The organism is Shewanella sp. 11B5 (genome assembly GCF_002836795.1).
Classification (GTDB): Bacteria; Pseudomonadota; Gammaproteobacteria; order Enterobacterales; family Shewanellaceae; genus Shewanella; species Shewanella frigidimarina.
Genome location: NZ_PJAP01000071.1, coordinates 1 through 1,384 on the forward strand (window position 1 = coordinate 1; position 1,384 = coordinate 1,384).

A 1,384-nucleotide genomic window follows, 5' to 3' on the forward strand; every position below is an offset into this window, starting at 1 on the left:
TATGCGAGAATTGAATTGGCTAGAATGAAAAATATGATTCAACAGTCTAGCGAATTGTCATCGAAGAGCTAAAAAACACTTTGCCTAGCCAATTCTATCGATAGGCGCTATAATTTGCGCCTTTTTTAGCGGCTAGTGCAAGGTTAACATGTCAGGCAATAAAGTTGAGGTCGACAAGCGTCGTACCTTCGCCATCATTTCGCACCCCGATGCGGGTAAAACCACCATCACCGAAAAAGTACTTTTATTCGGAAACGCCTTACAAAAGGCTGGCACGGTAAAAGGCAAAAAGTCTGGTCAACATGCTAAATCTGATTGGATGGAAATGGAAAAAGATCGTGGTATTTCGATTACCACTTCTGTGATGCAATTTCCTTACGGTGGCGCGCTCATCAATTTACTTGATACGCCTGGTCACGAAGACTTTTCGGAAGACACTTACCGTACACTAACCGCAGTAGATTCTTGTTTAATGGTTATTGACTCCGCGAAAGGTGTTGAAGATCGTACCATTAAGCTTATGGAAGTGACGCGTTTGCGTGACACACCTATTGTGACATTCATGAACAAATGTGATCGTGATATTCGCGACCCCATTGAATTGATGGATGAAGTAGAAGACATCTTAAAAATAGCTTGTGCACCTATTACTTGGCCAATAGGTTCAGGTAAGGAATTTAAAGGTGTGTATCACATCTTGCGTGATGAAATCATTTTATACCAGAGCGGTATGGGCCATACCATCCAAGAAGAACGCATTATTAAAGGATTACATAATCCTGAATTAGATAAAGTGCTTGGATCGTACGCCAATGACATACGCGATGAAATGGAACTTGTTGCCGGCGCTTCAAATGAATTCAATCAAGAAGCTTTTCTAAAAGGCGAGCTTACGCCAGTATATTTTGGTACAGCCTTGGGTAACTTCGGTGTGGATCATATTTTGGATGGCATCGTTGAGTGGGCTCCAAAGCCGCTTCCTCGTGAAAGTGATGTACGAAATGTCACGCCGGATGAAGAAAAGTTCTCTGGCTTTATTTTTAAAATTCAAGCCAATATGGATCCAAAACATCGAGACCGTGTTGCCTTTATGCGTGTTTGCTCAGGTCGATATGAGCAAGGTATGAAAATGCACCATGTGCGTATCGGTAAAGATGTTAATGTCAGCGATGCTTTGACCTTTATGGCTGGAGATCGAAGCCGTGCTGAAGCGGCCTATCCAGGCGATATCATTGGATTACATAATCATGGCACCATGCGAATTGGTGATACATTTACTCAAGGCGAAAAACTACGCTTTACTGGGGTGCCAAACTTTGCACCTGAAATGTTCCGTCGTATTCGTTTAAAAGATCCACTAAAACAAAAGCAGTTACTTAAAGGC

General features: G+C 42.3%; 1 protein-coding gene. It reads left to right on the forward strand.

All coding sequences use genetic code 11. The features are described 5' to 3' along the window. Positions 1 to 148 precede the first annotated feature (148 nt). Positions 149 to 1,384: peptide chain release factor 3 (gene prfC, locus CXF78_RS00585; RefSeq protein ID WP_102035694.1), on the forward strand; the 1,236-nt coding region annotated here is incomplete at its 3' end.